Genomic DNA, 26,534 nt, shown 5'->3' on the forward strand with positions numbered 1-26,534 from the left:
TGCTTTAAAATTTTGATGTTGAAAAATGTTTTAATACTCCTCATTAAAATGGGAGGTCGTCCTCAGTGATTTGCCCTGATATGGCGTTGCTTGCAACTGGTGCGGCACCTTTTACGGTTTCTGATTTCCTGCCACCTCCATGCAGTTTTATATTTGAGGTATGGAAATCCAGTCCTGCGTGTGTTTCTCCATCACTACCTGTCCATGCTCTTGCACTTACCCTTCCCGTCAACTCTACCAACACACCTTTGGTGAGTATCTTAGCCACATTCGAGCTATTCCAGTATGAGCAGTCGAAATAGGTGGTTTGCTCAATGCGTTGGCCCTGTTTATTACGATAACTGTCGTTGGTTGCTATCGAAAAGTTTACTACTTGTTTGTCCTGTGAGGTGGTGCGTACTTGTGCGTCCCTTGTCAGTCGTCCGATGATGTTCATGTTTTCTATTTTTCTGAGTTATGAAATTTGTTTGGATTTACTTTTTTTGGATTTATTCGGTAATGAGAGGAAATGTTGAAGTTTCGTTTCACTCTGTTACCGTTTTCAATACTGTATTTTTTCATTACTGACATTTTTTTTATTCGTCTAAAGAGCCGGAGTATGCTTTGTTTCGTTTCTAAGAGCATTAAAAAGGTTAGTGTTTAGCAGGAACAAGGTTTTGCCAAACAAATACAACCCGCAAGGGTGGAGATTTTTTGGCAAACCAAAGTGGCGTGACCTTGTTCTTGTGTTAAAAACACGATCATACCTTTGCTCTTGAAATGGAACTAAAGCGGCATACTGGTTCTTGAATAAAAACTTGTGGAAGTAGTACAAGATTAGTAATGGTCGATCAATAGCGTTACGGGAGAAGCGCTCCTCTGCAATCATATTTAAGGCTTTTTTTAGTTTTTGCAGAAACGGATGCTTTGTCTATATTTAAAAAAGTCAGAAAATAAAACTGTTATAAATGCTTTTAACGGTACTAGCTGGTCTTATCGTAGCTATCTTTTTTGTTCCTTTCGGAAAAACATTTAAATCCGGATTGAGTATCGTATTGACGGCACTACCAATTGGCATATTTTCTTATTATCTAACCCATCTTCCAAGCATATCACTTGGAAAGGAGATTTTCCAATCTACTTCTTGGGTTCCTTCACTAGGTATCAATCTTGATTTTCGACTAGATGGATTGTCGTTACTATTTGCGCTACTTATTTCCGGTATCGGCATAGCTGTTTACTTTTACGCTCGAACCTATTTGAAAGGACACGCCTATTTCGACCGATTCTTCGCGTATTTAAGTTTATTTATGGCCGCCATGCTCGGCATGGTACTCGCTGACAATATATTACTGCTCTTTATTTTCTGGGAGCTTACCAGTATAAGTTCATTTTTTTTAATTGGGTTCAACAACACCAGCCCCGACTCCAGAAAAAGCGCTCTTACTGCACTTTCAGTAACGGGTCTAGGTGGTTTTTTCTTACTTGCGGGTCTGATTTTATTAGGAGATGTCGCCGGGACATACAATATTTCTGCACTAATCCATGCACGCGGCCTTATTGTAAATCACGGGCAATATCCACTCATTCTTACGCTGCTTTTCATCGGAGCTTTTACAAAATCTGCGCAATTTCCTTTTCATTTTTGGTTGCCGGGGGCTATGAAAGCGCCAACACCTGTATCTGCTTATTTGCATTCGGCTACGATGGTCAAAGCGGGAATATATTTACTTGCGCGGTTTAACCCCATCTTAGGTGGCACGAATGCCTGGAGCTACACGTTGATGATTGTAGGAGGTTTCACGATGCTGTATGCGGCCATACACGCGCTACTGCGCACCGATCTTAAAAGTATTCTGGCCTATTCGACTATTTCAGCGTTGGGTATTTTGACTTTTTTAATTGGCCTAGGCACCGCGGATGCTATCATCGCTGCCAGCGTATTTATTTTAGTACATGCGTTATATAAAGCATCGCTTTTTCTTATTACCGGTATAATTGATCACGCGGCACATACCCGTGATATATCTTTACTATCTGGCCTTCGAAAGGTATTACTACCAGTTGCCATTGCAGGCTTTTTAGCTGCATGCTCCAGCGCTGGGCTCCCTTTTACCTTTGGATTTATAGGCAAAGATTTAATCTACGAAGCTACGTTGCACGCGAACAGCTCCTGGAAATTAGGGTTAACCACGCTTGCGGTATTGACCAATATTTGCCTGGTTGCCGCTGGATTTATGGCTGGCATCAAACCATTTACAGGAAGTCTGCCCATTCACTATCAAACAATACGCCTCCCGTATATTTCAATGTGGCTGCCACCTCTTACGCTTGCTGTACTGGGTGTTTTATTTGGGCTTATGCCCGATACGGTTGGAAATCTTTTTGCAGAAAAAGCGGTGCTAGCGATGCTTGGAACTGAAACAAAGCTAAATTTAAAGATATGGCATGGCTTTAATACCGTTCTGTTGCTTAGCCTTTTGACCATAGTAACGGGAGCCGTCTTATACCGCTTTAATAAGCCAATAAAGGGAAAGACGCTCTGGCTATTAAAATTTAAAAACTTTTCACCGGAATTCATATTTAAAAAAATTACAGTTACCGTCTTTAAATTTTCGGAATGGTATACTCAAAAATTTCATAACGGATATTTAAGGTCCTATCATTTGCAGATTATTCTATTTGCCGAAGCACTGCTGGCTTATAAACTGTGGCTCAGCGGACCAATAGATATCAATTTTTATGGCTTAGCCATGCTTAGTGTTTATGAAGTGGCTATTGCCATTCTACTGATTGGGGCTCTTATTATAATACTCACGACACGAACCCGGCTAACCGCGGTTGTGTCTATGAGTGTTATTGGTTATTGTATTTGTTTAATGTTTGTTTTTTACAGCGCCCCTGACCTGGCTATGACGCAATTTACGATTGACACGCTCACTACCGTATTATTTGTATTAGTTCTATATAAATTACCTCCTTTTTTAAATCTCGGCACTAAAAAAGAACGGTATCGTGATATGGCTATAGCGTTGGGTTTTGGACTGATACTTTGTATGGTGGCGCTCCAAGTGCATCACGAACCTATCGAAACAGCTACCAGTGATTTTTACGGCGATTATGCCTACACTGAGGCTAAGGGAAAAAATGTGGTCAATGTGATCCTTGTTGACTTTCGAGGTATGGATACGCTTTTTGAAACCGTAGCGTTGAGCATCGCCGCTATTGGTGTTTATAATTTATTAAGGTTGAGATTAAAACCGACAGAAAAAGAGTAAAATGAGAAGTAGCATCTTACAGACAGCAACGCGGTATCTACTCCCTATATTGTTGTTGTTTTCGATCTTTCTTTTATTAAGGGGCCATTATTATCCCGGAGGAGGATTTGTGGGCGGACTCGTTGCTTCTATCGCATTTGTTTTGCACAGCTTTGCAAATGGCACGGACGCTACAATGAAACTGTTGGGCAGAAAGCCCTTATCGCTTATTCCAATAGGATTAGCGATTGCGACGTTGAGCGTTTTAATGCCCGTCATTTTTGGCCTACCGCCTATGACAGGTCTTTGGTTAAAAGGTAACTTTCCCATCGTCGGTTCAATAGGCACTGCGCTAACCTTTGACTTGGGAGTGTATCTTGTCGTAATAGGCGTAGTTTTAACCATTTTATTCACGATCTCCTTAACTGACGATTGATATGGAACTACTGCTAATTCTGGTGATAGGATTATTATACACTGGAGGTATATATTTTATACTCCGAAGAAGTCTGGTTAAACTTCTTTTGGGCATTATGTTATTGGGAAGTGCTACAAACATCCTGATATTTGTGCTGGGGGCTATAGTTAAGGCTAAACCTCCAATAATTGGATCCGCACAGCAAGTTTTGGACAAAACTTATGCAGATCCCGTTCCACAGGCTCTGATCCTAACAGCTATTGTAATCAGCTTTGCACTAACCTCCTTTGCTATTGTTTTATTAAAGCGCGTATACGCCCTTTTAGAAACAGATGATTTAGACAATTTAAACACGCCTGAGGAAGAAGATATATGAGTGGTAATTTAATTTTGGCTCCGGTTTTTATCCATCTGTTGATTGCCATCTTTCAGCTCATGGCCTGGCGTAAAACCGTTACTCAAAGGATATTATCTATTGGAGGCGCATTTATTGCGCTGCTATCAGCCATCATGCTATTTGCCCATGTATTCGCACAGGGAACCTTAACAATAAATGCTTCCAACTGGAAAGCTCCGTTCAGTATCGTTTTCGTTGCGGATCTTTTAGCGACGGTCATGGTGCTGCTAACTTCAATTGCGGGCTTCGCAGTGTCGCTATTTTCTGCAACCGGCCTGAGCCGGCAACGAATGCTTTATGGTTATTTTCCCATATTCCATTTTTTACTAATGGGGCTAAATGGTGCCTTCTTAACGGGTGATATTTTTAATTTATACGTTTGGTTTGAAGTGATCATTATAGCCTCATTCGTTTTAATGACGCTGGGTGGCAGAAGAAATCAATTGGAGGGAGCTTTAAAATATATGTCAATGAATATCCTGGCTTCCATGTTTTTTTTAACTGGTATTGGCATCCTTTACGGAATGACCGGATCATTAAATATGGCAGATCTTTCAATTAAGATGCACAATGTGCAGAACAGATCACTAGTAGGCATTACCTCTGTATTTTTCATCCTGGGCTTTGGCATTAAATCAGCCGTATTTCCTCTATACTTTTGGCTCCCCTCTTCCTATCACACGCCGCCATCGGCAGTAGCCGCAACCTTTGGAGGCTTGCTCACAAAAGTGGGCATTTATGCGATGCTTCGTGTCAATAGTCTCATATTCATTCCCGATGATTTCACTAAAAATCTGTTAATGGTCATAGCCGTACTCACCATTTTAACAGGGGCATTTGGATCGCTTAACAAAATGAATATACGCCAGCTCTTCTCTTATCTAATAGTTTGTCATATTGGTTTTATGGTAGGCGGTATCTCTATGTTCACCAAACTGGCACTGACCGGCACCATTTTTTATCTGATTCACGACATAATGGTTAAAACAAATCTATTTTTAATTTCAGGCTTTATCATGCAACTCCGCGGCATTATTACGATGGAAAAATTAGGAGGCCTTTATAAAGAATATCCAAAAGTATCCTTACTGGTTGCGATTGTTTTATTTTCCCTGGTTGGCATCCCGCCGCTTTCTGGTTTTTGGCCAAAAATATATTTATTTCAAGCAGCCTTTAATAATAGCAACTATTTTTTTATTGCGGCCCTGATACTGGGCAGCCTTGTCACTTTATATGTGGTTGCTAAAATGTGGTCTGAAATATTTTGGAAGCAAACACCGGATGGTGTTATTGAAGAAAATAAATTTGAGCCGCTGCCCGTTTTAAGGAAGTTACTTTTACTACTACCGATAGGGCTTTTAGCAGCAGCTTCCGTTTATATAGGATTAAACGCTGAAGCTGTTGTCCAGATTTCTGAAAGAATAGCGGCAGAATTGCTAGACACCAGTTCGTATATAAATGCTGTATTCAAAAATTAAAGAAAGTGTATGATCAAGAATTTTTTGCTAAATCTATTGTTATCTTTTCTTTGGGTAGCACTCACAGGATCGCTTTCATACAATGGATTTCTGATTGGCTTTATACTTGGCTTTTTTGTTTTATGGATCATGAATAGAAATGAGCAGGATCGGAAATATTTCTTCAGAGTACCTAAAGTATTCAGTTTCGCGTTTTACTTTTTATTTCAAATGCTTAAAGCGAATATTCAGGTAGCATATGATGTGATCACCCCAAAATATTTTTTCCGACCAGGTATTGTACGGTATCCTTTAACTGCGCAATCAGATTTTGAGATCAATGTTTTATCAACGCTTATCTCACTTACGCCGGGAACTCTTATACTTGATATTAGTGAAGATAAAAAAGCGCTTTATATCCACGCGATGTATCTTAAAACACCGGAAATTTTTGTTAAACAATTAAAAGAAGGCATCGAACGCCGATTATTAGAAATATTAAGATGACACTATCAACTTATTTTGACTTCGTAATTTTTCCGATCCTAACGGTTTCTGTGGTTCTTGTCTTTATTCGTTTATTTAAAGGACCGACAATAGTGGACCGAGTTATTGCGCTTGACCTGATCATCACCATTGGTATTGGCATTATTACCGTCTACAGTATCCAACAAAATCAAAAGATACTGCTCGATGTTGCTATTATATTGGCGCTAATCGCTTTCCTGGGAACCATTGCCTTTTCATATTATATAGAAAAACAAAAAGATGATTAACATTATACTGGGTACGCTCAGCACATTGGGAGCACTTTTTATATTATTTGCCTCCATTGGCATTTTAAGGATGCCGGATTTTTACCTGCGGCTTTCTGTAACGGTAAAAGCATCGAGCCTGGGAGTCGGCCTGTTGTTAATTTGCGCCGCTATCATGTTCCCGAATGATGCGTCGGTTACCACAAAAGCAATCGCCATAGTTTTCTTTTTAATCATAACGACACCAATAGCAGCGCACTTGATTGGCCGAACCGCTTACTTTATCGGTACCCGGTTATGGAAAGAGACCATAATTGATGAGCTTGAAGGAATGTATAACAAAGAGACGCACGAACTTGAAAGTGATCCCACTGAAGCTACTGACAAACCGGTTTCAAGATTTGACGATCAAATTGCAGACACAGAAGAAGAAACAGAATAGCCCCAAAATCACATTGGTAAGATTAGAACGCCAATGGCTTAAGTACAATAATCTGCTTGTTACGAGCAAATTAAAGCTAAATTTTCTTAACGCACCGCGATTAACGGCTTAGTTGTCACTACTGCTGACAGCAATTACTTTTGTGTACATTTTCGACCCATCTTTATCTACCTGTACCAGGCGCAGATAAATGGGTTCATCACCTGTAGGTATTTCCGCTCGACCTTTAGAACAACTCAAGGAAGCGATCACTAACAGTGAAGCTACGGCAATACTAGCCCTCCATTTTCTCGCTTTCCAACATGCTGCTGAAAAAACAGACAGCATAAGTAGGCCTGACAACGCCACACCTCCGGTCAAATCAATTGTAAAATGATACTGCAGCGGTGTATCGGAGTCGCCATTAGCTGCCTTGGACTTTACAGTGGCGATCGTTTCAAAGGCCACTCCATCCTTTGAAACCTGTACGTCAAAATGATCATTGTTTTTTTCTGAAACTGTCTGCCAGGAGATGGTCAGTTTATTATCAACTTTCTTTGCTGAGATGCCGTTAAAAATAACCGGTAGCGCCACAGCGCTTGTTCCCAAAGTAGTCCCTACAGATGTTGTACCAACTCCCGTGTCATCACCCGTCCAATTACCATTATTTGCAATTCGCGTTAACCAGGTAGCTTTATTTCCCTGGCTAACGGGTCCATTATAATAGACATTGTCGAACTGTTGTTCGGCAGTGCTAGTTCCAGAAGGGTTGGTTAATATGCCTACAGCGTTTAACCCGGCGGTTAAATTATTTTGGCTTCCGACTCCATTTGGCAATGTTGATTGAACCAAACTAAGCGTTATACTTGTTTGCCAGTAATTGGCATCGAGGTTGATATTTCCACTTGCATTTAAGCCAAAAATAAAATAAGGGTTGGTATCACTACCTCTATAAATCAATGCTTGCTCCCCGGAACTAACGATAGTATTTGTTACCGAATAACCGCTAACGGTAATCTGGCTTGTAAGGTTTGTGTTTTTAGTGATATTTACCAAGGCAGTTGCAGGCGTATTATCCGAACCACCTAAAACCAATGAAAAAATATCTCCGGCATCAATATTTTCTCCGGTTGTCCAAGTCACAACTCCGTCACCAGTCATGGACGTTGTAAATGCATTGGTCGCATTATCCCATCCCCTATCGGTGATTTTCAGTTCTGTCCCTGATGGAATATCGACAAGCGTAGCGAAAGTAATTTTGTCATTCACCCCATCGATACCTAATACGACCATATCTCCTGCATTGGGCTGAGCCAGAACTCTAATCGATAAAAGTGTGAAAGAAATTAATAGGCTAGCAATGGTCAACGTACTTTTTTTCATAGCTTTTTGTTTAGAAGGCCTTAAAGAAACGAAATCAACCTAAACCATCCAAATTAAAAATCAACAAACATATGGAAACCAATATCTAACATAAAAAAGCAGTATAAAGTCTATGGATTTTTCATTATAAAAAAATCACTCCATTATTTTGAAGTAGATTTATGGAGGCATTCCGGGGCAAATTAATGCTGATGTCGTTAGAGCAAGCTTATTAACACTAGCCTCACAAAGTTTTCGGATATGCTGACGTCTTTAATAGTACAGTCCCTTGATGATCTTGCCCACTACAAGGCGGCATTTTATTAATAAAAAACTATCAAATGGGAAAAGCTTTAACCACCATAATATTACTTGTACTATCGAATACGTTTATGACAATTGCATGGTATGGGCACTTAAAGTTTAAACAAATAAACCATCTCAGCAGTTTAAGCATGTTAAGTATTATCCTCTTAAGTTGGGGATTTGCTTTATTTGAATATATATTTCAGGTACCAGCAAATAGAATAGGATTTTCTGAAAATGGCGGACCTTTTAATTTATGGCAGCTGAAAGTCATTCAGGAAGTGATTACGCTTTCTGTCTTTTCAATTTTCATGTTGATTTTCTTTAAAGGCGAAACGTTCAAGCTTAATCATCTCATCGGATTTTTACTATTGATCGCCGCAGTATACTTTATCTTCAAAAAATAAGATACCATGAACATAATTTATAAAACCGTTGTCGCCTTATCCATTTTGTGTTCGGGTGCTGCAGAAAATTATTAGTGGCTTTTCTTCTCTAAGGAAAAGTATCTATAGTATTTAATTTAAAATTTATAATTATACCCCAATCTTATTACCTGCGTTTCATAATAATCATCGCTCGTATAATTGAAGCCAAATCCGTCTATGCTACGTTTGATGACCATTGTATTTAGCAAATCGGTTGCAATAAAGAAAATCTCGCCCTTACCTTTCTGAACGCTTTTCTTCAACCCTGCATCTATAGAAAATCTCGAAAATATTTTTCCTTGAGGTATGATATCAGGTGCTAAATAAACGGCCGTAAGTTGTGCATTCCACCCCTTTGCGAAACGGAAAGTATTGTTCAGTTTAAGATTGCCCGATATTGCCGATTGTTGTTCAGCTGAAAAAGTGTTAGGTTCAGGATAAAGGTTTTGCACCGTGAAAGCATCTATCTGGTTGCGGTAAAGATTTCCGTTGATATTAAAGGAGTAAACATCAGAAACTTTTTGATTCAAAATAGCTTCCAAGCCTGTATTATAGCTTTTTCCTGCATTTTGGAATATGGCATATATTAACGTGCTGCCCGGCGAGGTGCTTGAAATTCTCGTGATGGTGCCATCAGCAAAACGATGGTACAGTGCGGAATATACATAACCATTGTTCCAAGTGTTCTTATATCCCAGCTCAATAGAATTTGTAAACTGCGGACGCAAAGCAGGATTACCTACCTTGATAATTTCGGCGTCATCATATTTAGGGAAAATGCGGATGTCCACCTCATTCGGTCTGTCCACCCTGCGGTTATAGAACACTGAAAGTTTGTTGTTATCATTCAGCTTGTAAGCTAACCTCATATTAGGGAACGGCTGTGTATAGTTATAACCGTCGCTTTTATAAGTGCTATGGTTTGGATTAACATCGTACTGGATTTTGACGTACTCGATACGCAAGCCCAATTCTGCTTCCCATTTTTCATTTTCAAAAACGTAGTTTCCGTAAATGGCTGGTATCAATTCCTTATAGTTTGCCCAGCCTCCGGCATCCATATCCAAAACCGAATTGGCTCCAGGTCTGAACTCCATATTGGTAGGGATGCTTCGGTTTCTCAGTTTGATACCTGTTTCAATACGTCCGTACTTCAACGGCTTGATATAATCGATATTGAAGTCATACACCTGTTCATCAGATAATAATTTAAAAGCGTCAGTTCCTGTGGATGAGGGCAGGTAATTGTCGTAAAAATATTGCTCGTCTTCCCTGTGAAAAGTATAATTGAACCCAACATTCAGTAAATGTCCTGCTTCCTTAAACTTGTGCTGGTAGGCTGTCGTAGCCATTGCCGTAGTTTTAAGCTCATCCTCCAAGAACTGCCAAAGGCGCAAACGCTGGGAAACATCCCAGTTGAAAAAAGGCTGGTCGCCACGGTCAATGATTTTTTCGCTTCCGAACATTCCCGAAACGGTCCATGTGTTCTGGTCGTTGATGTTCCAATCAATTCCTGCTTTTGTGGTAAGGTAATTGGTATTCCTGTTTCGCTTCAATTGTGAATTGATTACCGTTCCATCATCATAATTTCTGGTTACGAATTCGTTTTTATTCAGGGTTTGCGTATATAAATTATCTGCCTGCAAAAAGATATTCAGTTTATCTTTTCTGTAATTAAGTGAAACAGATGGATTGATTTTTGGCGTGAACGTATATTGCGGTCTAATAGTCGGCAGGTTTTCTTTCCGTACCCAAAGTGAGCCTGTTCCGTAAGTCAAGCCTACTTTACCATTAAGCCCATCCTGTTTGTTCTTCTTCATTATGATATTTATGATACCCGCATTACCATTGGCATCATACTTTGAAGAAGGATTGTTGATAATCTCAATTTTATCAATGGCAGATGAGGGAATATTGTCAAGCCCCGTTTGGCTGCCAAAGCCGGTTAAAGCGGTCTGTTTACCGTCCATCAGCACCGTAACCTTTTCATTCCCACGCAACTGTACCTTACCGTCCTGTACCGTAACGCCAGGAAGGTTCTGCATACTCTGTAAAACCGAACCTCCGCTTTGGCTGATATTATCGGCAATTGAATAGGTTTTCTTATCCAGCTTGTTGCTCACATCACTTGCTTTTGCAGATATGGTCACACCGTCCAAAACCGTTGAGTGTTCTCCCAGCTCAATAACAGGAATATCCAAAAACGCCGATAGACTACCGACAAATAAAAATTCCTCCCTGTTCTCAAATCCCATAAAAGAAACTCCCAAACGATAGTTTCCGGGTTTGACATTGGCAATAGAAAACCTACCTTCATCATTAGTCACTGTTCCGGCTACAAAAGCATTGTCTTTTTCAGTTTTTACGACCACATTTACATAAGGAATGGCCGAATTATCCGCTTTGTTTTTTACGATACCGGAAATGGTAACGGACGACACCTGCGCATTGACTACTGAAACCGCCAGTATGGAAATGAGTACAAAAAATAACCTAATTTTATTCATCTTCTTAGACTTTAACCTCTTTCAAAAATTTACCTGTATTATCGAAAATAAGGTCTTTGCCTTCTACCTCTGCTTCGTAGGTTACAACCCCTTTATTGTCTGTAATTTTTGCTGCCTCTTTGATTTTTTGCCCCGGGTAGTGTTTTGCAACATAGACTTTGGCATTCGGCGGAAGTTCATCAATTTTTATTTCCACTTCGGTTTCAAGAATTTTTCCCGAAGCATCGATCAATGCCGAACAATCGGTTTCTCCCACTTCAAACCCCGCCTCGTAATTGGCTTTTTCTTTTTCCCATTTCAGTTCCTTCGCATTGGGGTAGCTTTTTTGAAAAGCCGATTTTACAACTACGGGAACTTCTTTTTGAGGAACCTTTTGCGCATTGGCGAGTGACACGCTTGCCACTGCTGCCAATAGAAATGCTAACTTTTTCATTTTTTAATTTTTTTGCTTGTTGACCACAAAATTCTATTGAGATTTCGAAGAAATTTAGAAGCACTCTATCTATCCAAACGATTTGTTGCTGTTCTCTTGTGCACTATGGCAATCATTATTGCCATTAGAAAAATGGAAACAAGTGAAGCGTTGAGCGTGCCAAGTGCAAGACCTCCTTTTTCACGTGGCTTTGTAAGGAAATCGCCAAATGTTGCCCCAAATGGTCTTGTGAAAACAAAGGCAATCCAAAACAGCAGGATATGATTGAGTTTGGTAAAATAATGCAGTAACACTACTATCAGGATAATGACACCTGTCATCATCGCTCCGTGCACGTAGCTCATTTCTAAGTTGTCGCTTAAAAAGTCTCCAAAAGCAGTTCCGAGGCTATTGGAAAACAATACCGCCAACCAAAATAACAGCTCTTTGTTTCTTTCAGAAATCGGATATACCTCTAAGGTTTTATACTTGTTGTACCAAACCATTAGCGTACCCGTAAGGCAAGCGGCTAACAATATGCTACCCCATAGATATCCGAGGTGTAAAGACCTGTCTACAAAATCGGAAATCTCTGTACCCAATGTGGTCGTACCGATGATGACCAACCAGTATTTTACAGGCTTGTATTCTTTGGCACTGATTTGTATCAACAGGGCAATGATAAAAACGACAAGAGTAATCGCTATACCTATAACATAACCGTAGTTGAGCGTCATCGAAATAAAATCGCCCAAAGTTTCTCCAAGGGTCGTAGCGACCACCTTCATTAACCAGAACAAGAGGGTAATAGAGGCAACTTTATTTAACTGCTTCATCTTTTTTCAGACAAAGCTATTTTTTAATTTAGTAGAAATTTAGAAACAGGCAGGTTAAAGGAATATGTAGCGTGCTAATACTTAAAATGATTTTCCTGAAGTTTTGAGCGGCGGGTAAGAAACATTAAAAAGGTTATTGCTGCACACATTACAAATACGAACGCGCCTAAGCCTACATTTTTTACGTGCGCTTCATATCCTTTTTCGATTACGGCTTTGAGTATACCTATTTCATTTTTAAATCCCGTACTCCATTGCCCAAAATTCCACGCGGAATGAAGCCCCAAAGGTAAAGCCAGACCTTTTGTTCTTAAAGCTGCCAAACCAAATAATAATCCACCCAAGCCAGAGCCAATAATAGCCATGCCCCAGTTCATGCCGGACGCTATATGTTCAAAAATAAATAACACAACCATAATGGATAGGGCTGCAACAGAACCAAATGCCTTGTCTAAAGCTCTTAAAGGGTAGGATCGAAAAACCAATTCTTCCCGTAGCGCAATAAACAAATAGAGTGTAGCATTTGCTATGATTGCTCCAATGTTAATTTCCGGATTTATAGCGACCTTTAAATATTGATGTGCAAATAAGGTTGTAATGAGCATTTGCAGCACCGCCATTAAAAAACCGATCAGGAACCCCATTGAAAACCTCTTCAGACTATACCTTCCAATCATAATTCCTGCCTGGTCCAGCCTGAACCTCTCCCATTTCGCAAATGAGATAACCAGTGCAAGAGTGAGTAGCGACGAAAGCACAGCTGTGTATATGTCTTGATATTCTTTGGGAAAGCGTTTTGTTAAACCTGAAACAGTAATCAGGATAATCACACTTAATAGATAGAAAAACAGAACACGTAAGCAGGTCTTTATGCTCTTTCGCTTAAAGCTTATAATCGTGATGCCCATGAGTTTTAAATTAGATTACCAAATCTGTCAAAGTAAATAAGAAGCAAGGTGATCGTATCAAAAATGGCGTGAGATATGATAGGTATCCAAAGATTATTATCAAATTTTGTGTAGAGAATGCCCCAAAACAACCCTCCAAGAGCGGCCGCAGCTATCCCGAACACATCCTGCTGCGAATGATATAGGCCAAACAAAATGCTGGTTGCAATGACGCTCCAAAGGACAGGAGCACCTTTGAAAAACCTCTTCCTCAATATATTCTGAATGTAGCCCCGGAAAACAACTTCTTCATAGAACCCACCTATGAGCCACGCAGCAGTAATAATCATTAACAGGTTTAAAATATTGCCCTTGATGAAATCATACTCTGTATAGTCAGGCACAACAAATAAGTGCTTTATCACTGGAATATAGATGAATTGCATAAATCCTATCCATAGTAAAGCCGAAGCCATCCCGATGAGAACTGCTTTTGCAGTAAGCGCATTTTTGCTCAACCCGATGCTGCGAAATGTTTTGCCATCATTGCGTAAAAGAAACCAAATAACAAGAAAGCAAACAATAGCATACGAATAAAAGGGTAACGGTACAAAGTGCGGGAATGCGATGAGAAACGCTATTGCCCCAACATCCCGAACTGTTCGTTGTACTATTTTTATCATTGCCTGATCGCAATGTTTAAATAAATTTTAGTAAAATTTTAGATCGACAAGGTACACAATAATCTTTAATGAGTCATTTTCATCTTTCCACTTTTAAACCGCTCACTAGCGGTTTGGTAATAGGCGATGGCTTCCGATGTCTCCACTTTATTGGGATTCTTGATTTCGGACAGAGCTTTATCTTTTTCAGACACTTTAAACTGCTGTACCATTTTACGGTCGTTCATTTGGGTAAAAGTATTTCCTTTTAACAAACCAAGTGTACGGTAATTGGCAATAAAAGCGCGCTCCTTTCCGCGCCCCGTTTGGTTAATATCCTCCCCGTACAGCACTGTATTGTAACTCCAATTCAAATATCCAAATACTGTCGGCATCAAATCAATTTGTGATACTAGTCTGTTTATCTTTTGCGGCTTACAGGGGAGGTTGTAAATTATCGCCGGAATATGGTGCTTATCTATATTAATTTCCCATTTACCTGCACTACTCGCGCAATGATCGGCTACGATTACAAAAACGGTATTCTTGAACCAGGTTTTTTTTTGAGCTTCAGCAATGAATTTTCCCAACGCATAGTCAGTATATTTTACAGCAGCATTTCTGTTTCCCTTCGGAAGGTTGATGGCTCCATCGGGAAATGTGTAAGGTTTGTGGTTAGAAGTGGTCATTACAAATTCAAAAAACGGCCGACGCTCTTCAAAACCTTTGTCGGCGTATTTTATCGATTGCCTGTAAAGATCCTCGTCACATACGCCCCAGGCATTTTCAAAATGCACTTCGTTGTCGGGAATGTTGTACCTGTGTGTGCCAATTGGATCGGATAAAGGATTTCCCCTATCCCGGTCGACAATGTCAAAGCCCTGTCCAGCGAAAAAGTTATTCATGTTATCAAAATAACCATCACCACCGTAAATGAAATAGGAATGATAACCTTTCTGTTTAAGTATCGTTGCTATAGAAAAAATATGGTCGTTGTGAGGCCTTCTCACAATACTGTTACCTGGCGTTGGTGGAACACAAAGGGTAAGCGCCTCCATTCCTCTTACGGTTCTCGTTCCGGTCGCATAAAGATTAGTAAAGAAAATGCTTTTGTTAGTAAGGCTGTCATAGTAAGGTGTAAGGTTGTCTTTATTGCCAAACGCTTTCAGAAAATCTCCACTAAAGCTTTCTATTGCTACCAGGATGATATTAGGCCTTATCTCATCTGCACCTTTTGTTATCCGGCTGATATTGTACCATTGTGCGGAAGCATACCGCTGATTTTCTTGTAATAGCATTTTCTTCAATATGGTATAGGCTTCCTCATCTTTTAGCTTAGGGTAGAACATATCGTAATCCAGTTCGTTAGACCTAAATGCAGCAAAGAATGAAAACACGCCGTTTTTGCCCAATTCGTTTACTACTAAATTATTACTGAAATCAGCCTGTTTGTTTTTCATTGTGCGCAATAGCATCAACGAAACTGTTAACATCGGAATCACGTAAACTGCCCTAACGCGGATAGGTCGCTTGTCTGAAAACGTATTTTTCAAAATGCCTGTCTTATTTAGCAAAACAAAGGCACCAATTACTAAACCGATTAGAACTGCAATGATTAATGGCAACGGATAAGATTCGTTGATATTGGAGATAACTTCGTAGGTATATATTAGGTAGTCAACGGCTATAAAATTGAACCTCACTCCAAACTCATCCCAAAACGGAAATTCCGCAATCCAGCTGAAAAAAATAAGAAGTAGAATTACAGAAACATAGAAGTAGGTAATAATCCTATCCGCCCATGTGCCAATCCACCTTTTAGGAAAAAGCAAAAGATAAATGGTATATAGTAAAAGAAATGACAGCCCGGTTGTGATATCAAACCCAAAGCCTGTAAAGAATGCCCTGACAATGTAAATAAAATTGAAGTCAAGATCTTTTGCCGCCCAAATAAGAAAAATAATTCTTGTGGTAAATGAGATTACAATATATAATCCCAAAAGAGCAAACCAAATAGCAAATCGGCCGTTTAGAGGCCTGCTAAATATTTCCGGCAATTTCTTCCAACTTCTCATTTTTTTGCGTTATAAGCAGTAAAATACGGGAAGGATTTAGAAGAAATTTAGAATTTGAAGGGGGCGCGATGTTTTGTTAAGAGCTGAGAATATGGAACGGTTATTTGGATCTAAAAACTACTAAAAAAATATGCATCCCATTTTCAAAGTTGTATGCTACCTGCCATTGGTGAAGCTTACATATTTCCTGAACGATAGATAGGCCTAATCCGTTCCCGCTAGAATCGGCAGATATTTTTGAAAATCTTTTAAATAGCAAATTCTGGTCAAGTGCATTTTTCCCCGAATTGATAATTTTAAAGTCTGAATTGGATAATACAATTTTTATGATACCCCCTTCGGATGTATGGCGAATGGCGTTAATTAAAAGGTTATTGATGAGTACTTCAGTTAGCCCACTATTGCCTTTTACTGCAACCTCAGGTTGAATATCGAAACAAACATCCAGCTTTTTTTCTTTAAAATATTCTTGAAGCCCATCGATACTTAGCAAGAGCAAAGTGTCAAACCTGATAAACCCTGTACTATCAAATTGATTGTTTTCAATCTTCGCAAGCAATAAAAGATTTTTATTAATGCGCGAGCCTCTTGTTAAGGCCTTGTTCATCTCTTCCGCTATATGGTATTGCCTTTCAGTCAGGTCATTACTTTGCAGCAATATATCCAACTTGCTTTTTAGAACAGCTAAAGGTGTTTGCAGTTCGTGTGAAGCGTTTTCAGTAAATTCTCTTTGACTTTTAAAAGTAGCAATGCTATGCTGAAGCAGCTTGTCAAGGGTTGCGTTTAGTTCGGCAAACTCAAGGGTATCGGTTTTCTGAAATTTTATTACCTGTTGACTACTTAATTGAAATAACTTTAGTTTCTGCAAAGTGTCCTGAAACGGATGCCATAAGCTTTTAGAAAGTCGCCTGTTCAAAATCCAAAAGCCAACCACTAAAATTAGAAAAAACAACAGGGTAACCATCGCAATATAAGCAACGGTTTCTTCCGTTTCCTCTACATTGGTTTCAACAGTCAGTTTATAATTTCTGTCATTAATTCTTATGTTAGTTTTAAGCACCCGGAAACGGTCAATGCCGTCAAAATCTTTATAAGGAATATCGGATGGCCAACGTTTGTTTGTATCGCGAAAGCGATTACCCATATTTCTGGAAGTATATCTGTTTTTCTTTCTTATGGTGTACCTTTCAGCCTTTTGCAATGGCTGATTAATATGTTGTATGTTACTCAGCGGTTGTATTTCATTCCAAAACTTAATACTTTCAGCTATTTTTTCGCTACTAATATGCTGATCGTTAAATTCGTTTTCTATCCTTTGCGCAATTAGCTCATTATTTTCATCGAGCTCTTTTAGCCAAATCCAATCCACCAGCAGAAAGTATGACGGAACGCTCAATGCAAATACAACAAATGCAAAGATGGTAAGTTGTCTGAGCGACTTTTGAAGTAGATTTTTCATCCTTTCCATTTATAGCCTGTACCGTAAACGGTTTTTAGATAGGGTTCACATCCCGCCTCACTTAGCTTTTTTTTCAAATTTTTAACATGGGCGTAGACAAAATCGTGATTATCGAGCATATCAGCAAAGTCTCCTGAAAGATGCTCTGCCAAGGTACTTTTCGACAATACGCGGTTTTTATTGCCGATGAAATAAATCAGCAAATCGAATTCTTTTTTCGTAAGTGCAACGGGATTACTGTTCACGACAACCGTTTTTGCCAAAAGATCTATTTCGAGTTCGTCTTGTTTGATCTTATTAGCGTTGTTAAACTGCTTTCTTCGGATAAGCGAAAAGATTCGGGCAGTGAGTTCCGACAAATGGAAGGGTTTGGTAAGGTAGTCATCTGCCCCGAGCTGTAGGCCTTTTATTTTATCATCAATGGAGTTTTTTGCTGAAATGATAATGACGCCATCTTGCTTATTTTCATTTGTCAGCTCTTCCAAAAGTTTCAACCCATTCCCGTCGGGTAATGTGATATCTAATAATATGCAATCATAATTGAATATACCTATCTTCTTCATCGCTTCTTTGTGAGTGGAAGCGACTTCACACAAATAGTTTTCTTCTGAAAGATATTCGACAATGCTTTTTGAGAGTTCTTTTTCATCTTCTATTATCAGGACTTTCATATAGTCATTTCTTTATTAACAAAGGTAAAGTTCAACTTCGAAGAAATTCTGAACACAAAAATTCAAGATGTAAGAGAAAAAATTTTGTCGAACCCTTGCGTACATCCAAAAATTCACGGACATTTTTGAAACAAAAGTGAAAATTTTCTCGACGCGTATTGATTAGTGCTGCACCCAAGTTAAAATGTAGTAGGACTCTTACTTGCTTCCAATTACAACTGAATTAAGAGGCTGTCCCGGCCAAACGCGTTATATCAGCGCCATAGATTAATATAAATTTTATTGATAATTAACTTGACTTCTTTAAAAGTATGCTATGATAAAAAAAGATGATTTAATAACAATGAGAGCCATTTCCATTTGTTTCAAACCTTTTCTTAAACCTGAAGAAGCTTTAATTTATTGTAATTTAGGAAGAACCCAGTTTGCTAAGAAATGTGAGGAACATCTCATTTTCAAAACTCAAAGCGGATATTTTAGAAAAGATGATTTGGATAAAATGCTTGAGGGGTAGTTTTAGAATCGGCCGTTCGATTTAAAACCTGAATTTCATATTGATGGAGGTTAGGTTAAGATCTTAATCGAGTTGCTAGTAATAAATTAAAGAATTGGTTAGCATTAAGGCAATTTGGTAATAATTATAATGCCATTTGCTTTAAACTCTTTTTAAGGCAGAAATTTGATGCGCAAACAGATTGTAACGTGTTTGAGATAGCCAAAAACATTAATGGTTCATACCAAAGAGGGCACTTTGAATAATGGCAACATACAATCTTCCCTCAAACAATATTAAATAAAGGCGATGAAAATACATCGCCTTTTAACTGTATGGTGCTACCTTATACTTCTAAATAATAGGGAAGATTTTTAGGAGTAGGCAATTGAGAAATAGTCGCTTCTGCGTTTTTCGGACGATGTCGCTTGTAAATTTTACGAACCTGTTCCGTTGTTGTGTGTCCTAATAATGAGGCGACGGTTGCATCATCGACCAGTTTATCCTGCAACAAAATTGAAAAAGTAAGACGGGCACTCGATGGACGTATATGTTTTTTTATAGAGGTCCTGGCTACCCACTTATCCATCACTACGCCCACGGTTCGTCGGGAAGGAAGCCGAAACATAAACTTGTCGCACGCTTCAAAATAGGTCAGGAAATGCATCTTCTTTACAATAGCCAGAGCAACTGGATGTAAAGTTAGTACAACCGGCCGACCGGTCTTTTGCTGAATAATTCTTGTCGTCACTTTATTATCCTGAATATCTGACCACTTTATCATTTCAATATCCACCCATCGTAGTCCGGTATAGCATGCAAACATAAACGCCAATTGAACCTGCTCGTTTGGACATGGGGTATCCATAAGCTCCAGGTATTCCTCAGCTTCCAAAAAATCCTTAAGTTGTGTTGAAGGGTTTCTTTTTGAAAAGACCTTTTCCGCCGGACTTACCCGAAAATATCGATCTGATGTAGCAGCCTGCAACACGCGTCTAAACTCAGAAAAATAATCTGCTGGAGTCTCACCATTGAAGTGATCGAGGAGATACCTTCGAAAACTGATACATAGATTTTCTGTAATGGCAGAAGGATGAACAATATCCTTGCCCACAAAATCCTTAAAATGTTTCAAAGCCCCCTGGAGATGGCGGTTGCCGGGTCGCTTATGCTTTTTTACATAGTCGGTAAAATACTCATAAAAGTTTTCTTTGAATTTATGGGTAGGCATAAATGGTGTACCTATGGCCTGCTTTTCAATAATGGCTTCGGATGCTTTTACTTTAAGCAATGCAAGCGCTTCTTTATTGTGTCTTTTTTCTTCGGGGCTTTGAGGTTTTACATAAACGAAGATCCCGGTACTCGGACGCTGCCCGCGCCCCCGTCCAAAATCATAATAAAAAGTAATCTTCTCACCGTTTTTACTTAATCTTTTCAAAAAATTCATGGCTGCACGTTTTTAAAGGTGAAACAATGTGACAGCAATGTCTGTGCCGCCAGTTTTTGAAATACATACTTGCAGTCCCGGTGGAGTAACGTTAAACATACTACCGGAAAATTGTGGTAAAAACAGAGCAAAATGCTCACATTTAAAATATTGCAAAATCTTTCAAACCCAGTGCTGTATTGACATTCAGACAGGCTTGTACGGTCGTAAAGTCCTGCTAAATGGTGTGTCAGAAATTTGAGGGCTGCGTGTCGTAGCGTGTGTCTAAAATTACTGTGCCGGTGTTGATCTTGTTGCGTGCCGACGGCTGCGTGTGTCAGATTTTTGATTTTTTTTGTCTGGATTGCAGACGGGGGTTGGATTACCGAAAATTTTTTCAAAAATTTGGGGTCTGTAGGCCCGTGTGTCATTTTGCCCATTTTCATGTGTCTTTTTTGTGTCAAAAAATGTGGGAGAAAGCGTAAAAAACTGACACAAATCTGACACGAGCAAAATCAAAAAGCCTTGTAAATCAATTGATTACAAGGCTTTTTTTGTGCCCCAGGCGGGACTTGAACCCGCACGGACATTGCTGCCCACAGGATTTTAAGTCCTGCGTGTCTACCAATTCCACCACCAGGGCTGACGGAACTCGTCAAAAAAAATCCTCTCTGAAGAGAGGATTTTTTAGAGCGGAAGACCGGGCTCGAACCGGCCACCCCGACCTTGGCAAGGTCGTGCTCTACCAAATGAGCTACTTCCGCTTTAAAGAACTTTTTTTGAAAACCTTTCGTCCGAAAGGGGATGCAAAAATAAGGGGATTTGATTGTACGTCAAAATAATTTTTAAAAAATTATTTGTATTTCGGAGTGTATAGAGAACTTTCCTGAATCTGAACCTGCGGCTTCTCAAACTTCTTGGTATAAAGACGGTAACAACCGCCCCAGGTCATCAAAAAGAAACATGCAATACTTAAATAAAATATATAAGCAGACGCCCTTACCCAGCTTTGGCCAAAATCTTTCTTCTCGTAATTTTTTAAACTTTCCTGGTATTCCTGTTCTTTTATTTTTTCTACATCAAGTGGTTCCATGTCATAAAATTGTCCTGCAAAAATAAAGGAAACGGGTTTAATTAAAGATACTTATCGTTTCATTTTTTTGAACCATTCTCTTCTACAATCTCCGACCATTTTGTTTTCCCTTTTACAAAATGCTCCCATGCAATATTCTTTTGTAAGTAACCCTGCAACGACGCCGATTTCTTTTTTGGGAATACACTTTTTTTGCGATCCCAAACCATCCATTTCATAAACGATAAATGGGCGCTGAACACGGCTACAAAATAACCCCCATCACCTTTGAACAAACTTTTGACTGCCGACACAAAATCCAGCAAAGCCCTTATCATTAAAACATACGGACGCCGTATGCCCCGCATGTTTTTATAGATCATTATATTATTGTTCCTGAAATTCAGGTAAGTCTTTAAAGAATTTCCCTTGGGCAACGTGCCTCCTCCCACATGATATACAACCGAAGCAGGACAACTATAAATTTGATATCCCAACAACTGTATCCGCCAGCAGAGATCAATTTCTTCCTGGTGTGCAAAAAAGTAATTATCAAATCCACCGGCCTCATGAAAAACCGCCGACCTGATAAAAAGGGCGGCGCCCGTAGCCCAAAACACAGGCACTTCCTCATCGTATTGACCGGTATCTTTTTCCGACACATCAAAAACCCTTCCCCGCGCAAAGGGATAACCGAAATGATCGATCCATCCCCCTGCCGCACCCGCATATTCAAAATATTCGGACTGGCCGTAGGATAATACTTTGGGCTGGCAGGCGGCGATCTCCAAATTCTTCTCCAACAACGCCACCATCGGTTCTATCCAGTTTGGTCTTACCTGAACATCCGAATTGAGTAATAGGTAGTAATCTGCTTGCACCTGCCGCAAGGCTAAATTATAACCAGTGGCAAATCCGTAGTTTTTATCCAGGCGTATGATGTCAATATCGGGATAGCGATCCTTTAAAAATAAAACAGAATCATCGGTCGATCCGTTGTCAGCTACTATGATGCTGTAGTTTGCATAGGTGGACAACACCAGGTAAGGCAAAAAGTCCTCGAGGTATCGCCTACCGTTCCAGTTTAAAATCACTATAGCTACTGAAGAATGCATCATTCTAAAACCGCAAAAATAGGAATATGCCCTCTTGCAGCCTTTATATTCCTTTAGCGTTCAGCGTTTTTCTTTTATAAAAAGATGATACAACTGAATGACGGCAATCACTGCATTGCTAATGATAATGGGCCATTTCAGCCCCAGCATCACACCATAAATGATAAAAATAATGCAGGCAAAGAAATTTAAAATGCGAACCTTGGTCATTTGGCGCGGCAAAAAGGAAACAACCAATAGTAAGGTTGCCGAATAACCCACGATATCCACAATTTCTAACATATAAAATCTTTTGAAGGTCAATTTGAAGCGGTTTGCTAATTTTGGCGCAACGTTTGCGTCGTAAAAGCAATCTACAAAATACTAATTTAAAATTATTAAGACCGGCGCGATTAAAGTAGCGTTGAAGACGCGCTACCAAAGCCAGGCAAATAGTAAATGTCGAGATGAAACGTTTCTTATAATTTTTTGGTTTTTCAAAAGGAATTAAAATTTTATACCTGATAAGTTTCATGCGACTCCTAAAAACATAAAAAGATATCGGATGAAAAGCCTATTCACAGCAGTATTTATTTTCTTCGCGTTCGGATTATCGGCGCAAAGCGTGTCGACCGTTAAAGTGTATAAAGATCCGCGGATTGAAATTTTATTAAAAAAGCAGGCTGAAGCGAATGACCTTTCTACCCGGAACACCGCGAAACGCCGCACAGCTAAAGGTTACAGGCTCCTTGTTATCAGCAGCAACAACCGGGCAGAAGCTATTGCGGCCCGCACCAAGATATTATCTAATTTTCCCGAACTGAAAGCTTATATGTGGTACCAGGCGCCTTACTACAAAGTGAAGGCAGGTAATTTTACCTCGCGCAACGACGCGCAATCTTATCAAAAAAGACTTTCTTCTATGTTTCCCGGCAGCATTTTTATTATGAATGATGTGGTGGAAGTAAAACCGGAAGATCTTGATTCGCTCGATTAATGCTGTTCGACATCCAGCTGTTACCCGGTTTCTCCTGATTGGATCCGGCGGCGGATTAAAATTTTCAGTAGGTTTGTCTGATGGTTGAGAAAATACGATCGTTGGCGAAAAAATACGCACCTGAATTTATAGCAGTAAGACGCCATTTGCATGCGCATCCGGAATTGAGCTACCAGGAATTTCAAACTTCGGTATTTGTACAGCGCCATTTGGCGGCGCTTGGTATTCCCTTTGAAATAAAGGCCGAAACCGGCGTTGTGGGCCTCATCCAAGGCCATCATCCTCATAAAAAAACAATCGCTTTAAGAGCCGATATGGATGCGCTTCCGATCGTGGAAGCCAATGATGTTCCCTATAAATCAACCAAAGAAGGCGTGATGCATGCCTGTGGGCATGATGTGCATACCAGTTGCCTGCTGGGTGCGGCCAAAATTCTCAACGAACTCAAAAGCGAATGGGAAGGGACTATAAAATTGATCTTTCAGCCGGGCGAGGAAAAAAACCCCGGCGGCGCAAGCTTGTTGATCGAAGAAGGGGTGTTGACCAATCCAAGGCCCGATGCGATTTTTGGATTGCATGTGCATCCCGCGTTGCCAACGGGGCAGGTCAGTTTCCGCCCGGGCAAAATCATGGCCAGCGCTGACGAGTTGTATTTTACCATCAGGGGCAAGGGCGGTCACGCTGCTGCCCCCCAATCCTGTATCGACCCTATTGTCATTGCATCTCACCTGGTGATCGCGCTGCAACAGGTGATTAGCCGCCGAAAAAATCCTTTAGACCCGTCGGTACTTTCTATCACGGCTATCAGCGGAGGATCTACTACCAACGTCATTCCGGGTGAAGTGAAGCTGATGGGGACCTTCAGAGCTATGGACGAAACCTGGAGATTTGAAGCGCATGAAATCATCAAAACCATTTCTCAAAACCTGGTAAGCTCCATGGGCGGCGACCTGGATTTACATATAGACGTAGGTTACCCCAATGTCTTTAATAACGAAGCACTGACGGCATTAGCCACTGAAAACGCGATTCGCTACATGGGAACCGACTTTGTAAAAGAAACAGAAATTCGTATGGGCGCGGAGGATTTTGGATATTACACCCAGGAAATTCCCGGTTGTTTTTATCGGCTCGGCGTGATGCAGGATCCGCAAAATATCCGGAATGTGCATACGCCTGATTTCGATATTGACGAGGCCGCAATTGAAACCGGCATGGGCATGATGGCCTGGCTGGGCGCTTCGGTTGAGTTTGATTAGGTGATTAAAATAATAAAAATGAAATTGTTCCAATTTTTCCTGATACTTGCGCTATCCCTGACATTAGCTTCCTGTTGCCATTGCAGTAAACCGCAGAAAACCCCGGCAGCTAAAGACGCGTTGCCCGATCGGAATACAAGAGATCCGAAAATAAAAGATAACCCGCCTTCGATGGAGCTACGCGATTCTTCGCTAGAAAATCGCTAGTGGATGCCAGGTGTTCTAACCATGTCAAAAATTTTGGTCGGCTCGCCGATGGCGTCAACGCCGAGCGAGGAAGAACGATATACAGAACGCGCTACCGAAGACGTGGCCGGTTGATAGCCGCTGTTACCAGTAATACGCCTGATAGCAGCCAGAAAAGCCGCTTCGGAAGGATTTCCCAAATCGTATTTTATATCATCGTTGGCTGTAGTGTGAGTCGCCATTCCGTCGTAATAACCGCCCTCATTATTTTTATTTTTAGATTCGAAATTGGACATATAAATGCTATACTTTCCTAAACGAATCTCAAAGAATCCGATGGGTTTACCATACGTAAAATTGGGATTGTCACTGGCAGAAAACGGTGCATTGATTAAATGTACATCATTGAAATACGGCTTAACGCTATTAATCAACAATTCGCTAGCAGATGCTGTATTGCTGCTCACGATAAAATAAACAGTAGTTATATTTCCGCTGCTGTTAAAATTTCCTTCTTTTGAAATTTTTTCCGTGTTTGCTGCTTCAGAATAATCAATGTCGAAATAACTGTAAGATTGTTTAACATTATTAAGATAAACAGGTTGCTGGCTCAGAAGCGTAGCCTGCTTGTTCTGCATCGTGGCATTATAAATTTCTTTAAATAATACGCCTCCGTTAGCGCTTGTCGGTAAAATCGCATTTGCAAAATAAGCTGCCGAGCTTACGTAACCACCGCCATTGTATCGCAAATCAACCACTAAGTCTGTGGCGTTATCGAATTTATTAAAAGCAGCTTCCAGGGCAGGTTCAGTATTTGTTCCCACAGTAAAAGATTTGTATGCGACATAGGCAATCTTTTTTGCGCCGACTGTTATAAGTGTATCTTTATAAACCGGATTAAACGTGTAGACGGCTTTAGTAAAAGACCGGTCTGTTTCGACTTTGCTCGCCGGATCAAAAACAGATAATACCAAACTATTTCCATTTATAGCATTGCTGATTTGGTTGAGGTCGGTGGGATAGGCATATTTGTTACCATTGAACTTTGAAATTAAATCGCCTCGCCTAACGCCCGCATCCCACGCTGGCGAGCCTTTTGTAACAATGCGCACCAAAGCGATAACACTATCCTGAGGCGCCGTAGGCATTTCCCTCGGCGTTCCGCGCAAATAAGAAACGCGCGCAAACCCAATGGTAAACCCAAGTTCATTTTCTTTCCCATCCAAGGTCATCTTAAGTTGCCTGACCTGATGCTGATTTGAAATAACGCTGGTTGCACCACCTCCATAAAGGTCAGAGGTTAAGGCCAGATAAGAGTATTTGCTATCCGTGATCGTCGCGCCGTTAACGGTATAAGTGTAGGGCTCAAACGAGTTGGTTGATGTAATTGCCAGCAGTTCATTTTCCAGCCCCTGCATAGTATCAGGCCTTACAAAGCTTAACGGTTTGAATACTGAACTATCCGGGATAAGCGTATTCCAGTAATAAATTTGCCTTGCATATTTATATAAGGAATCAGCGAGCAATTCCTGGTAAGTTTTTACAACCGGCGCCGGCGGTTCCGGTTCCGGTTCAGGCTCAGGTTTGATATCTACATTATCTGTAGGGTCGCAGGAAATCATCATAAAAAGCAAAGACAACAATGCCAGACCCCATTTTTTGGTTAACATATACGGATTTTATTTTAAAGGTACATCATTCCCCCATCAGTTTTCATA

27 protein-coding genes and 2 tRNA genes are annotated in these 26,534 nt (G+C 40.1%); 12 read left to right on the top strand and 17 right to left on the bottom strand.

Translation table 11 applies throughout. The annotated features are described in order from the left end of the window. Window positions 1-43 precede the first annotated feature (43 nt). Complete coding sequence (locus ABDK00_RS09670) at window positions 44-436, bottom strand: single-stranded DNA-binding protein (protein WP_346238987.1); 393 nt, start codon at window positions 434-436, stop codon at window positions 44-46. A 511-nt stretch (window positions 437-947) separates the two neighbouring features. Between ABDK00_RS09670 and mbhE the strand changes: the two genes are divergently transcribed. From mbhE to mnhG, 7 genes are read left to right on the top strand one after another with little or no spacing between them, the layout of a single operon-like run. Next, window positions 948-3,257, top strand: a complete 2,310-nt coding sequence (mbhE, locus tag ABDK00_RS09675; protein WP_346238988.1) for a hydrogen gas-evolving membrane-bound hydrogenase subunit E — start codon at window positions 948-950, stop codon at window positions 3,255-3,257. Between the two features lies 1 nt (window position 3,258). Continuing rightward, a complete protein-coding gene (locus ABDK00_RS09680) occupies window positions 3,259-3,672 on the top strand; it encodes a Na+/H+ antiporter subunit B (RefSeq protein WP_346238989.1) in 414 nt (137 codons plus the stop codon). Window position 3,673: 1 nt separating this feature from the next. After that, complete coding sequence (locus ABDK00_RS09685) at window positions 3,674-4,030, top strand: NADH-quinone oxidoreductase subunit K (RefSeq protein ID WP_346238990.1); 357 nt, start codon at window positions 3,674-3,676, stop codon at window positions 4,028-4,030. Further along, window positions 4,027-5,529 (top strand): proton-conducting transporter membrane subunit, encoded by a 1,503-nt coding sequence (locus ABDK00_RS09690; RefSeq protein ID WP_346238991.1) that lies wholly within the window; start codon window positions 4,027-4,029, stop codon window positions 5,527-5,529. Before ABDK00_RS09685 ends, ABDK00_RS09690 begins: the two co-directional genes overlap by 4 nt. A 9-nt stretch (window positions 5,530-5,538) precedes the next feature. Next, entirely contained in the window at window positions 5,539-6,015 is a 477-nt protein-coding gene (locus ABDK00_RS09695; RefSeq protein WP_346238992.1) for a Na+/H+ antiporter subunit E, read from the top strand. Further along, window positions 6,012-6,284, top strand: coding sequence for a cation:proton antiporter (locus ABDK00_RS09700; RefSeq protein WP_346238993.1), 273 nt, complete (start codon window positions 6,012-6,014; stop codon window positions 6,282-6,284). The genes ABDK00_RS09695 and ABDK00_RS09700 overlap by 4 nt, the downstream gene beginning before the upstream one ends. Further along, window positions 6,277-6,705 (top strand): monovalent cation/H(+) antiporter subunit G, encoded by a 429-nt coding sequence (gene mnhG / locus ABDK00_RS09705; RefSeq protein ID WP_346238994.1) that lies wholly within the window; start codon window positions 6,277-6,279, stop codon window positions 6,703-6,705. Before ABDK00_RS09700 ends, mnhG begins: the two co-directional genes overlap by 8 nt. Window positions 6,706-6,813: 108 nt before the next feature. On the opposite strand, the gene ABDK00_RS09710 is transcribed toward mnhG, so the two are convergent. Further along, entirely contained in the window at window positions 6,814-8,067 is a 1,254-nt protein-coding gene (locus tag ABDK00_RS09710; RefSeq protein WP_346238995.1) for a hypothetical protein, read from the bottom strand. Between the two features lie 320 nt (window positions 8,068-8,387). Here ABDK00_RS09710 and ABDK00_RS09715 point away from each other — a divergent pair, with 320 nt between their 5' ends. Continuing rightward, window positions 8,388-8,759: a DMT family protein gene (locus ABDK00_RS09715; RefSeq protein ID WP_346238996.1), complete on the top strand. Its 372-nt coding sequence runs from the start codon at window positions 8,388-8,390 to the stop codon at window positions 8,757-8,759. A gap of 116 nt (window positions 8,760-8,875) precedes the next feature. On the opposite strand, the gene ABDK00_RS09720 is transcribed toward ABDK00_RS09715, so the two are convergent. The 8 genes from ABDK00_RS09720 to ABDK00_RS09755 all read right to left on the bottom strand — a co-directional run bounded on the left by ABDK00_RS09720 (window position 8,876) and on the right by ABDK00_RS09755 (window position 18,289). Continuing rightward, on the bottom strand, window positions 8,876-11,287 hold the full coding sequence (locus tag ABDK00_RS09720) for a TonB-dependent receptor domain-containing protein (protein WP_346238997.1): 2,412 nt from the start codon (window positions 11,285-11,287) through the stop codon (window positions 8,876-8,878). 4 nt (window positions 11,288-11,291) lie between these two features. After that, entirely contained in the window at window positions 11,292-11,720 is a 429-nt protein-coding gene (locus tag ABDK00_RS09725; RefSeq protein ID WP_346238998.1) for a PepSY-like domain-containing protein, read from the bottom strand. Window positions 11,721-11,785: 65 nt separating this feature from the next. Continuing rightward, entirely contained in the window at window positions 11,786-12,535 is a 750-nt protein-coding gene (locus ABDK00_RS09730) for a hypothetical protein (protein WP_346238999.1), read from the bottom strand. Window positions 12,536-12,609: 74 nt separating this feature from the next. Continuing rightward, entirely contained in the window at window positions 12,610-13,443 is an 834-nt protein-coding gene (locus tag ABDK00_RS09735; RefSeq protein ID WP_346239000.1) for a lysostaphin resistance A-like protein, read from the bottom strand. Between the two features lie 5 nt (window positions 13,444-13,448). Then, entirely contained in the window at window positions 13,449-14,105 is a 657-nt protein-coding gene (locus tag ABDK00_RS09740) for a CPBP family intramembrane glutamic endopeptidase (protein ID WP_346239001.1), read from the bottom strand. 65 nt (window positions 14,106-14,170) lie between these two features. Further along, window positions 14,171-16,159, bottom strand: coding sequence for an LTA synthase family protein (locus ABDK00_RS09745; RefSeq protein ID WP_346239002.1), 1,989 nt, complete (start codon window positions 16,157-16,159; stop codon window positions 14,171-14,173). A gap of 100 nt (window positions 16,160-16,259) precedes the next feature. Then, window positions 16,260-17,627 carry a HAMP domain-containing sensor histidine kinase gene (locus tag ABDK00_RS09750; protein ID WP_346239004.1) on the bottom strand — a complete coding sequence of 456 codons (1,368 nt, stop codon included), beginning with the start codon at window positions 17,625-17,627 and terminating at the stop codon, window positions 16,260-16,262. Next, on the bottom strand, window positions 17,615-18,289 hold the full coding sequence (locus ABDK00_RS09755) for a response regulator transcription factor (RefSeq protein ID WP_346239005.1): 675 nt from the start codon (window positions 18,287-18,289) through the stop codon (window positions 17,615-17,617). Before ABDK00_RS09755 ends, ABDK00_RS09750 begins: the two co-directional genes overlap by 13 nt. Before the next feature lie 316 nt (window positions 18,290-18,605). Between ABDK00_RS09755 and ABDK00_RS09760 the strand changes: the two genes are divergently transcribed. Next, window positions 18,606-18,803 (top strand): hypothetical protein, encoded by a 198-nt coding sequence (locus ABDK00_RS09760; RefSeq protein WP_346239006.1) that lies wholly within the window; start codon window positions 18,606-18,608, stop codon window positions 18,801-18,803. Window positions 18,804-19,128: 325 nt separating this feature from the next. On the opposite strand, the gene ABDK00_RS09765 is transcribed toward ABDK00_RS09760, so the two are convergent. The 6 genes from ABDK00_RS09765 to ABDK00_RS09790 form a co-directional block, all read right to left on the bottom strand. Continuing rightward, the gene (locus ABDK00_RS09765) at window positions 19,129-20,229 is read right to left on the bottom strand and encodes a tyrosine-type recombinase/integrase (protein WP_346239007.1); all 1,101 of its coding nucleotides are present in this window, start codon (window positions 20,227-20,229) and stop codon (window positions 19,129-19,131) included. A gap of 536 nt (window positions 20,230-20,765) precedes the next feature. After that, window positions 20,766-20,851: transfer RNA gene (locus ABDK00_RS09770), tRNA-Leu, on the bottom strand. 48 nt (window positions 20,852-20,899) lie between these two features. Further along, a tRNA-Gly gene (locus ABDK00_RS09775) sits at window positions 20,900-20,972 on the bottom strand. Window positions 20,973-21,061: 89 nt separating this feature from the next. Next, window positions 21,062-21,301, bottom strand: coding sequence for a hypothetical protein (locus tag ABDK00_RS09780; protein ID WP_346239008.1), 240 nt, complete (start codon window positions 21,299-21,301; stop codon window positions 21,062-21,064). Between the two features lie 59 nt (window positions 21,302-21,360). Beyond that, entirely contained in the window at window positions 21,361-22,398 is a 1,038-nt protein-coding gene (locus tag ABDK00_RS09785; RefSeq protein WP_346239009.1) for a glycosyltransferase family 2 protein, read from the bottom strand. 57 nt (window positions 22,399-22,455) lie between these two features. Next, the gene (locus ABDK00_RS09790) at window positions 22,456-22,677 is read right to left on the bottom strand and encodes a uroporphyrinogen decarboxylase (protein ID WP_346239010.1); all 222 of its coding nucleotides are present in this window, start codon (window positions 22,675-22,677) and stop codon (window positions 22,456-22,458) included. Between the two features lie 262 nt (window positions 22,678-22,939). Here ABDK00_RS09790 and ABDK00_RS09795 point away from each other — a divergent pair, with 262 nt between their 5' ends. The 3 genes from ABDK00_RS09795 (at window position 22,940) to ABDK00_RS09805 (ending at window position 24,837) form a co-directional block, all read left to right on the top strand. Further along, entirely contained in the window at window positions 22,940-23,371 is a 432-nt protein-coding gene (locus ABDK00_RS09795; RefSeq protein ID WP_346239011.1) for an SPOR domain-containing protein, read from the top strand. A 101-nt stretch (window positions 23,372-23,472) separates the two neighbouring features. Next, window positions 23,473-24,630: a M20 family metallopeptidase gene (locus ABDK00_RS09800; RefSeq protein ID WP_346239013.1), complete on the top strand. Its 1,158-nt coding sequence runs from the start codon at window positions 23,473-23,475 to the stop codon at window positions 24,628-24,630. Between the two features lie 18 nt (window positions 24,631-24,648). Next, window positions 24,649-24,837, top strand: coding sequence for a hypothetical protein (locus ABDK00_RS09805; RefSeq protein WP_346239014.1), 189 nt, complete (start codon window positions 24,649-24,651; stop codon window positions 24,835-24,837). Here ABDK00_RS09805 and ABDK00_RS09810 read toward each other — a convergent pair. Then, window positions 24,834-26,486: a S41 family peptidase gene (locus tag ABDK00_RS09810; RefSeq protein ID WP_346239016.1), complete on the bottom strand. Its 1,653-nt coding sequence runs from the start codon at window positions 26,484-26,486 to the stop codon at window positions 24,834-24,836. The two genes, ABDK00_RS09805 and ABDK00_RS09810, sit on opposite strands and share 4 nt — an antisense overlap. Window positions 26,487-26,534: the final 48 nt, after the last annotated feature.

Origin of the sequence: Niabella insulisoli, assembly GCF_039652435.2 — a bacterium.
GTDB classification, from domain to species: Bacteria; Bacteroidota; Bacteroidia; order Chitinophagales; family Chitinophagaceae; genus Niabella; species Niabella insulamsoli.